Annotated in this window: 3 protein-coding genes; all 3 read left to right on the plus strand. The window is 37.7% G+C overall.

Annotation, left to right across the window (positions count from 1 at the left end; genetic code table 11):
• The coding region (locus ACFIO3_RS04425) for a YadA-like family protein (protein WP_375704136.1) at window positions 1–505 on the plus strand (505 nt) is incomplete at its 5' end.
• Between the two features lie 815 nt (window positions 506–1,320).
• Window positions 1,321–4,878, plus strand: coding sequence for a Vomp family autotransporter (locus ACFIO3_RS04430; RefSeq protein WP_375704137.1), 3,558 nt, complete (start codon window positions 1,321–1,323; stop codon window positions 4,876–4,878).
• A gap of 787 nt (window positions 4,879–5,665) precedes the next feature.
• On the plus strand, window positions 5,666–11,181 hold a 5,516-nt coding region (locus ACFIO3_RS04435; RefSeq protein ID WP_375667110.1), incomplete at its 3' end, for a hypothetical protein.

The following is an 11,181-nucleotide window of genomic DNA, read 5'->3' on the forward strand; positions in this document are numbered from 1 at the left end:
CAATAGCATCACGTTGGTGGGTGGGAATGACAGCGAACCTGTGTTGATAGACAATGTCGGGGATGGTAAGATTGAGATAGGTTCTAAGGAAGCTGTTAATGGTGGTCAGTTGCATGATTATACAGAAGAGCAGATGAAGATAGTTCTTGATGATGCGAAGAAATATACGGCTGATCAAGTTAGTGGTCTTATCAATAATGGTTTTAACGAGTCGAAATCTTATACAGATATGAAGTTTGAGGCGTTAAATTATGCCATTGAAGATGTTCGCAAGGAGGCAAGGCAAGCCGCTGCTGTTGGTTTGGCAGTAGCAGGTTTACGTTATAATGATACACCAGGGAAGTTGAGTGTTTCATTTGGTACGGGCGTATGGCGGAGTCAATCGGCATTTGCTATTGGTGCTGGTTATACATCTGAAGGTGGAAATATCCGCTCTAACCTATCTGTCACGAGCTCAGGAGGTCACTGGGGGGTAAGCGCTGGAATAAACTTAACGCTAAATTAATGATAAAAATAGGATATTTAACATCCCCCATTTGCCCTTGCTTTTATGAAGTAGGGGCAAATTTTTTTAAGCATATGAACGCAATTAAAATACGGGCTCTACACCGAGCAAATTTTTTAGCAACTGTTACCAAGAAACTACATTTTTACCTCTACAGTAAATTATTTTTTCTAAATACTTCAAAAGAATCTTTTTTTCTTGATATCTTGTAAATATCTTTTATAAGAAACAAAGCTTTTTATAAGTATACTCATTTTGATGGAAATAAACTTTCAAAGGGAGTAGTAATGTGTGAAGATAAAAAATACACAAAAAATGTATATACCACTGCATAATACTTGAAAAAAGAAAATATACCTAGGAAGCCAATTATTCGAAAAAATCCAAACTTTTTAAATATTACAATCTCTATTTTATTGTTATTTTTTCACTTTATTTCTATTGAGAAAACACTGCCTTCTAATAAAACTAAAATTTATAAATAGCAAAACACATTAAAACTCTTCGAGAAGCATTTCATAGTGGCCACTGCCAAGTAAAAAAGTAACATTAAATATGCAAAAAAACCTTTCAAAGTTAAGCAATAAAATAATACATCAACACCTATTACACTCTAAATGTATCACCTTTGTGTCCAAAAAACATAAATTAAAAAGTCAACATTCAGATATCAGTATAAAAAACATAAAACTCTTAAAACGCTCACATTCTAAGCAATTATATTCCATTTCAAATTCTAAAGAAACAACTAATGCTAAAATGTGTCTTTTTTATGTTTTGGAGGTGTTTTTAAATTTTTCATTGGAGAGTTTATTATGAAGAAATTATATAGAACACAGGAAACGAATGAATTAAAACTTTCTCGTTTTTCTTTTGTTAAAGTTCTTTCGTTGGCTGCAGCGGCTACATTTTTATCGAATATTACCCCTGTTTTTTCGGCAAATCCTGATTTTAGAAATACATTTCTTGAAGGTGTAAAAAGCGCTCTTGTGTCTTATCCACAAAGTATCATTTCTGTTAATAGTTTAAATGCTTCTGATGACTATGCAAATTTTTTAACAAAAATCCTTTCTAGTGCGAGTGATAATAATTCTATCATGAAAGACGGAAATAAGTTATCGAAAAATACGTTGAATATAGAGGGGCAATATAAAAAATCTCTCATTAGTTCACGATCGTTTGTGGTTGATAGCTTTGCAGACCAACAGCTTGCACAGAATGATGAGAATACAGAAATTATTAATGTATCTAGTTTTTCACAAAATAATCCTATCACGAAAATGACACGTAGTGCGAGTATGGAACGCGGTAATGCAGACGCAGGTAATGTTATTTTGGGTGACGGCGTTTCTACGAAAACCACGACCAGTGTTATTATTGGTTCTAAAGTGACGGCGCAGTTAGATGCTAATGATCCGGAGAAAACACCGCTGGCAGCATCTGTTGCTATTGGTGCTAATTCCCACATCCATAGGGGAGGGAGCGTTGCCATTGGTGCTGATACAGAGACACTAAGGAATGATGGAGTTGCTATTGGTCGTTTTGCGCGGGTAGAACAGGATGCTGGTACAGCTCTAGGATTTAGTACAAAAGCATTAAAAAATGGTTCTGTTGCGCTAGGTGCAAATTCTGTGGCCGATAGGGATGCTGGTGTTTTTGGGTATACTTCTTTGCTGCAGGGGCCGGCAAAAAACACTAAAGCGCACTGGAAGAGCACACGGGGTGCCGTTAGTGTTGGTGATCCTACTCAGGGCATAACGCGGCAGATTATAGGTGTAGCAGCTGGTAGTGATCCTACCGATGCAGTAAATGTTATACAGTTAAAAGACTTAGAAAGTCTCGTAAGAAGTGGTGGTTGGAAACTATCTGTTGATGGTAAAAATGCTGAAACAGTCATTATGGATAGCGGAGTAGATTTTTCCACTGGAAGTACAAATCTTACGATTACAAAAGGAGAGAAAGACAATAAGGTAAAATTTGATCTGGCTAAGGAAATTGCAGTCAATAAAGTAACAACAGGAAACAATATTTTAGATGCAACGGGTTTAGTAATTTCTGGAGGTCCGAAAATAACCACCGGTGGTATTGATGCTGGCAGTAAAAAGATAACAAATGTAGCAAAAGGTACAGAAAACACCGATGCGGTGAATTTTGCACAACTGAAAGAAATAAAAGAACAAGTAGCAGCCAGTAGTTTCATAAAACAGGATCTTACAACAGAACACATCAGCATTGGTAAAGACACAGGTGGTGATAAAATCGATATTGCCAACAACAAAGATGAAAAGCGTACTCTTACAGGTATAAAAGGTGGAGCGCTCTTAGAAGATTCAAATGAAGCGGTTACAGGTTCTCAGCTGTTTACTACAAATCAAAATGTTGCAACTGTAGCCACGAATATAGCCAAATCCTTTGGTGGTGGCGCTAGTTATAAGGATGGAGTATGGACCGCTCCTAGTTTTACGGTTAAGTCCATTAAGGGTGATGGCAACTCTGAAGATAAGGTTTATCCTGATGTAGCGAGTGCTTTGTCTGGAGTTGGTACTTCTATCACGAATGTTCAGAATAAATTGACTGAACAGGTTAATAATGTGGTTACCAAAGTGGAGAGCGAAAGCTTTGTTCAACAAGAACAAGAAACTAATCGTCTCACTATTGGTGCTAAAACAGAAGGCAGTGAAATCAATATCGCTAATAAAAATGGTGAGGCTCGAACTCTTTCTGGTGTTGGGGAAGCAAAGAACGATAATGACGCTGTTAACAAAAGGCAGCTTGATAGCAATATTGAGAATGTGAATAATAATCTCACGAATAAGTTTAATGAACTTACTCAAAACATCACGAATATTACTCAAGAAGTTCAAGGAGATGCCTTGTTATGGGACAAGACTAAAGGCGCTTTTGTAGCAACACATGGAGACAATAAAGAGAACAGCAAGCTTACATCTCTGAAGAATGGAGACATTACAGCTGCTTCAAGCGATGCAATAGCTGGTAATCAGCTCTATGCTCTAGGTGATAGTGTAGCGAAAACTTTAGGCGGTAATGCTAGCTATGAAAACGGCACATGGACAAGTCCTACATTCAAATTTAAGAGCGTTAGTGAGGATGGTACTAAAGTTGAAGATAAAGAATATAGTACTGTAGCGGCAGCATTTGCAGGTGTAGGGCTCTCTTTTGAGAATCTTCAAAAAGAGTTTACTCAAAGCAACACAGAGGTTACTGACAATATTAAGCAGAATGCATTGTTGTGGAGTGATGAAGATAGTGCGTATGTAGCGCTTCATGGGCAAGGTGGCAAGAGAAGCAAGAGCAAACTGAAGTTACTTTTAGATGGAGATATTTCTGAAGGGTCTAGTGAGGCGATTACGGGTAACCAGCTTTATTCTTTGAATAAGACACTAGCGATGTATTTAGGTGGAGGAGCGCGCTATGAAGGTGGCGCATGGCATGCTCCAGAGTTCAAGGTTGCGCGCTTTAATGCAGATGGTAGTTTATCGGATAAGAAGAACTATAATGATGTTGCAGGTGCCTTTGAAGGTGTTAGTGAGAGTATGACACTTATCAACGACCGAATTAAAGAGGTTTCTAGCAATATAGATACGAATAGTTTGCATTGGAATGAAGACGCTGGATCGTATGATGCGCGTTATAAGGGGGTTTCGAGTAAGATTACGAATGTTTTGGGTGGCAAGGTTGAAAAAGGTTCGCAAGAAGTAGTGAATGGAGGTCAGCTATGGGAGACGAATGAGAAGGTCAACGAGGTTGATCATAAGGTAGATAAGCTAGACCAACATGTTAAAGATATTGAAACTGCGGTTATAGATGGAGCTGTTAACTATGACAAAGATGCGGAGGGAAAGAAGACCAATAGCATCACATTGGTGGGTGGGAATGACAGCGAACCTGTGTTGATAGACAATGTCGGGGACGGTAAGATTGAGACAGGTTCTAAGGAAGCTGTTAATGGTGGTCAGTTGCATGATTATACAGAAGAGCAGATGAAGATAGTTCTTGACGATGCGAAGAAATATACGGCTGATCAAGTTAGTGGTCTTATCAATGATGGTTTTAACGAGTCGAAATCTTATACAGATATGAAATTTGAGGCGTTGAATTATGCCATTGAAGATGTCCGCAAGGAGGCAAGGCAAGCAGCTGCTGTTGGTTTGGCTGTGTCTAATTTAAGTTATGATGACACCCCTGGAAAGTTAAGCTTTTCATTTGGTAGTGGTTTGTGGCGGAGTCAATCGGCATTTGCTATTGGTGCTGGTTATATGTCTGAAAGTGGCAAAATTCGTTCTAACTTATCTGTCACGAGCTCAGGAGGTCAATGGGGGGTAGGCGCTGGATTTAGAGTAACGCTAAATTAGTGATAAAAATAAGATATTTAACACTCCCCCATTTGCCCTTGCTTTTATGAAGTAGGGGCAAAATTTTTTAAGCATATGAACGCAATTAAAATATGGGTTCTACCCCCAGCAAATCTTTTAGCAACTGTTACCAAGAAACTACATTTTTACCTCTACAGTAAATTATTTTCTCTAAATACTTCAAAAGAATCTTTTTTCTTGATATCTTTAGGATATGGTTTATAAATAGTAAAAATTTTAGTGAGTAAGACTTATTTTGCTAAGTAAATTTTCAAAGCGGGGCAAGTAATGCGTGAAGACAGAAAAGAAATCACAAAGGCATACATGTATCCTTGCATAATACATGAAAAAAGAAAAATCACCAAAAAACCAGTTATTCAGGATAATCTAAACCTCTTAAATATTACAATATCTTTTACTTTAATTTGTTGTTAATAAAGCCACATTTTCTAATAAAGTGAAATTTTATAATAGCTAAATATAATAAACCTCTGTGAAGTATTTTTAGTATTATCAAGTAAAAAAGTAATATTAGTACACAAAATTCCTTTATTGTTAGGCAGTAGAATAACATATCAGAACCTCAAATCCTCTATGTATATTTTGCGCCTAAAAGGTCTAATATCCAGATCTCATTACATAAAACAAATACAACAATATAAATATTCAAAATGCTAACACTAACAAAACGCCCAAAACCTAATTTACAATAACTCTATATCGTTAAAATGTGTCATTTTTGTGTTGTTCAGTGTGTTTCTAAAGTTTTTTTCTTGGAGAGTTCATTATGAAAAAAATCTATGCCATACAAACAGAAATGAGTAATTTAAAAAATTTTCGTTCTCCTCATTCATTTTCTTTGGTTAAGAGTGTTTCGTTTGCTGCAATGGTTGCATTTTTATCAAATGTTTCTCCTGTTGTTTCAGCAAATCCTGATTTTAGAAATACATTTGTTGAAGGTTTAAAAAGTGCTGATGTGTCTTATCTAAAAAGTATCATCTCTGTTGCTGGTTTGAATACTTCTGATGACTACGCAAATTTTTTAACCAAAACCCTTTCCGATAAGAGTGACAAGAGTTCTGTCGTGAATGTTTTAACAGAAAACGGCGGTTTTGCACGAGTTGGAAATGTTGGTCATAAAAAAGCGCCACAGCTTACAAGAATAGCGGTTAACGATATAAGTACGAAAAGAACGTTGTTGCCTGTTGATGATGATTATAATGGTGATGTTGGATCGTCTAGTGTTCGGGATACAACAAAGAATAACACAATGTTGAATACGCGGGCAATGCCCATAGCTGAAAGAATTGGTGTGCTTCCAAGAAATAATGAGAATATATTGATAGGTAAGAGTCCAGACGTGAAGGGCAGTAATATCATTGCTATTGGTAATGGTATGCAGACACATTCAAAAAATAGCCTCTATGAATCGGCCATTGGTATCGGTAATTATGTGCATTTTTACGCTCCTGCGACTACTGTTATTGGTGATAGAGCACAGGTAAAGGAATATGGGAGCGTTGCTTTAGGTAGTGGTTCTGTGGCAGATGTTGCTAAAGATGTTGCTGGTTTTAATCCTTTACTTAAAAAAGTTGCAACTGATACGGATTTCACATGGAGGAGTACGCTGGGTGCAGTCAGTGTTGGTGATGCTGGTAATAAAAAAACACGGCAAATTACAGGAGTAGCAGCAGGCACGAACGGAACTGATGTTGTTAATGTTGCGCAGCTTCAATCCTTACAAAGTTACGTAGATCAAGGTTGGAACCTGTCTGTTGGGGGTGCAAATGCTACAACTGTTGGCATAAAGAGCAAAGTCGATTTATCAGCAGCAAGTACAAATCTTACGATTACAAAAGGTGATAAAGATAATAATATAAAATTTGATCTGGCTAAGGAAATTGCAGTCAATAAAGTAACTGCAGGAAGCAGTACCCTAGACGCAACAGGTTTAGTAATTTCTGGAGGTCCTAAAATAGTCACCGGTGGTATTGATGCTGGTAGTAAAAAGATAACAGGAGTGGAAACGGGTACTGAAAGCACCGATGCGGTGAATTTTGGACAACTGAAGGAAATAAAAGAACAAGTAGCAACCAGTAGTAACTTTGTGAAGCAAGATTCTGCAACGAAACACATCACCATTGGTAAGGATACAGATGGTGATAAAATCGATATTTCCAACAATAAAAATGAAAAGCGTACTCTTACTGGTATAAACGATGGAGCGCTCTCAACAGATTCAAATGAAGCGGTTACAGGTTCTCAGCTGTTTACTACAAATCAAAAGGTTACCACTGTAGCCACGAATATAGCCAAGTCTTTTGGGGGTGACGCTAAATATGAAGATGGCACGTGGACAAATCCAACTTTTAAAATAAAGTCGGTTAACTCTGATGGTAAGGAAAAAGATGAGACTTATCACAATGTAGCAGATGCACTTGCAGGTGTTGGTAGTTCTATCACGAATGTTCAGAATAAATTAACTGAACAGGTTACAAATGTGATTACTAAAGTTGAAAGCGAGAGCTTTGTTCAACAAGAAGAGATGCACCGTCTCACTATTGGTGCAAAAACAGAAGGCAGTGAAATCAATATCGCCAATAAAAGTGGTGAGGCTCGAACTCTTTCTGGTGTTGGAGAAGCAAAGAATAACAATGATGCCGTTAACAAAGGGCAGTTAGATACCAATATTGAGACTATCAATAATAATATAACAAATAAGTTTGACACACTTACTCAAAACATAACGAATATTACGCAACAAGTTAAAGGTGATTCTTTACTATGGAGCGAGACTGATACAGCTTTTGTAGCAACACATGGAGAGAAAAAAGAAAACAGCAAGATTACGTCTCTTCAGAATGGAGATATAACTAAAGACTCAACAGATGCCGTAAATGGTTCCCAGCTTTATACACTAGGTAGCAGTGTTGCAAAGTCTTTAGGTGGTGAAGCTGAGTATGAAAATGGCAAATGGACAGCACCTACATTTACGGTTAAGACAGTTAAGGATGATGGCAACTCTGAAGAGACGAAATATAAAACTGTAGCGGAGGCTTTGACTGGAGTTGGTAGTTCTATCACGAATGTTAAAAATGAGGTTACTAAAGAGATTACCAGTGCGATTACTAATGTGAAAGGTGATAGCCTTGTTAAGCAAGAGGCAGATACAAATCGGATCACTATTGGTAAAGAAGTAGAAGGCACTAAAATCGATATTACAAATAAGGATGGTAATAATCGGACTCTTTCTGGAGTTGCCGCAGGTACTGCAGATACTGACGCTGTGAATTTTTTGCAACTGCAAAAAGTTGAAAAGGATGTTAAAGAACAAGTAGCAGCCAGTAGTTTCGTAAAACAGGATCTTACAACAGAACACATCAGCATTGGTAAAGATACAGGTGGTGATAAAATCGATATTGCCAATAACAAAGATGAAAAGCGTACTCTTACAGGTATAAAAGGTGGAGCGCTCTTAGAAGATTCAAATGAAGCGGTCATTGGTTCTCAGTTGTTTACTACAAATCAAAATGTTACCACTGTAGCCACGAATATAGCCAAGTCCTTTGGTGGTGGTGCTAAGTATGAAAAAGGAGAATGGGTTGCTCCTACCTTCAAGCTTAAAACTGTCAATTCTGATGGTAGTGTTGGTGAGGAAAAGATTTTCAATAGTGTAGCGGATGCATTTGCTGGTATTGCGAGTTCCATTACAAATGTTCATAATGATGTGACCAATGTTGTCAGTGATAATCTTGTCAAGCAGGATGAAGATACGAAGGTTATCAAGATTGGTGCTGAAAAAGAAGGTGCAGAAATCAGTTTTACCAACAGCAAAAATGAGTTGCGTACCCTTTCTGGTGTGGCAGCAGCAACAAAGAATAATGAAGCGGTTAACAAAGGCCAGCTTGATGAAAGTTTAGAGAAGCTTTCTAATAGTTTTCAATCTGATGACTCAGCTGTTGTTCATTACGATAAAGAAGAGGGTGATAATAGCGCCATTAATTACACGAGTGTAACTTTGGGTGGTAAAGATAAAAAACCAGTTGGTTTGCATAATATTGCCGATGGTGTGATTTCTGAGAGTTCACATGATGCGGTTAATGGTGGTCAGATCAATACAATTTCTAAAAATGTTACTAAATTCCTTGGTGGTAATGCAACTTTTAATAATGGTGTGTTTACAAATCCAACCTATAGTTTATCGGAGATTGATAAAGATGGCAAGATAACAGATAAACCTTTTACTGATGTCGGTTCAGCTTTTGAAGGACTTGATACAAATATCAAGAATGTTAATACACGGATTAAGGAAGTTTCTGAAGGTGTGGCGCAGGATTCTTTGTTATGGAACAAGGAAGCAAATGCGTTTGTGGCGCGCCATGAAAAGCGCAAAGAAGAAAAAGATGGAGCTGTAGCAACCCCAGAAAACAGTAAAATTACATTTCTTGCAAATGGTGACATTACAGCTACTTCAAGTGATGCAATAGCTGGTAATCAGCTTCATAGTTTTGGTAGCAGTGTTGCTTCGTATTTCGGTGGTAACGCTAGCTATACAGAAGGAAAATGGACCGCTCCAAGTTTTACGATTAAAAAGTTTGATACAGAAGGTACAGAGACTGAAGAGAAGTATGATAATGTAGCTGCAGCTTTTACAGGTGTTAATAATTCTATCACGAATATTCATAATGAAATTAATAAGGAGATTGGCAAAGTCGTCAGTGATAGCCTTGTTAAACAAGATAAAGAGGGCGATCCTATTACCATTGGTAAGGAAACAGGTGGTACTATAATTAATCTTCAAAACAAGAATAATGAGAACCGAACCATTTCCGGTGTAATAGGTGGAACAATCTCTAAAGATTCAATTGAGGCAATAAATGGTTCTCAGCTTTTTGAGACAAATGAGAAGGTTGCTTCGTATTTCGGCGGTGGCGCTAAATATGAAGAAGGCCAATGGACCGCTCCTACGTTCACGGTTAAGACAGTTAAGGATGGTGGCAGTGATGTTGAAGATAAGGAATATAAAACTGTAGCGGAGGCCTTGGCTGGAGTTGGTGCTTCCATCACGAATGTTCGCAAAGAGATTAACAATGAAATTACGAATGTTGTCAGTGATAGCCTTGTTAAGTGGGATGAAGATAAGCAGCTAATCAAGATTGGCGCAGAAAAGTACGGTAATAAAATCACTATTTCCGATAATGATGGTAAGAATCGAACTCTTTCTGGTGTGAAAGATGCAGAACAAGACAATGATGCCGTTAACAAGGGTCAGCTTGATGCAAGTCTGAAGGAGCTTTCTACCAGCCTTCAGTCAGAAGATTCCGCTGTTGTGCATTACGATAAAAAGGAAGAGGGTGAAACTGATTATACAAATATAACTTTAGGAAAAGGTAAGGGTTCTACCTCTGTTGGTCTTCACAATGTTGCTGATGGTAAGATTATCAAGGATTCACATGATGTAATTACGGGTGGTCAGATCAATAAAATTGGTGAGGATATTGCTAAATTCTTAGGTGGAGCATCTTCCTTTAAAGATGGTGCTTTAACTGTTCCAACTTATGAGATCTCTAATATTTCTGACAAAGGTGAGGTAGCAAGGAGTTCTTATAACGATGTTGGAAGTGCATTTGCAGGTCTTGATAGCAATATTGAGAATGTGAATAATAATCTCACGAATAAGTTTAATGAATTTACTCAAAACATCACGAATATTACTCAAGAAGTTCAAGGAGATGCCTTGTTATGGGACAAGACTAAAGGCGCTTTTGTATCAACACATGGAGACAATAAAGAGAACAACAAGCTTACATCTCTGAAGAATGGAGACATTACAGCTGCTTCAAGCGATGCTATAGCTGGTAATCAGCTCTATTCTCTAGGTTATAGTGTTGCGAAAACTTTAGGCGGTAATGCTAGCTATGAAAACGGCACATGGATAAGTCCTACATTCAAATTTAAGAGCGTTAGTGAGGATGGTACTAAAGTTGAAGATAAAGATTATAGTACTATAGCGGAAGCATTTGCAGGTGTAGGGCTCTCTTTTGAGAATCTTCAAAAAGAGTTTACTCAAAGCAACACAGAGGTTACTGACAATATTAAGCAGAATGCATTGTTGTGGAGTGATGAAGATAGTGCGTATGTAGCGCTTCATGGGCAAGGTGGCAAGAGAAGCAAGAGCAAACTGAAGTTACTTTTAGATGGAGATATTTCTGAAGGGTCTAGTGATGCGATTACGGGTAACCAGCTTTATTCTTTGAATAAGACACTAGCGATGTATTTAGGTGGAGGAGCGCGCTATGAAGG

Source organism: Bartonella sp. AD328YNZD, assembly GCF_042196425.1.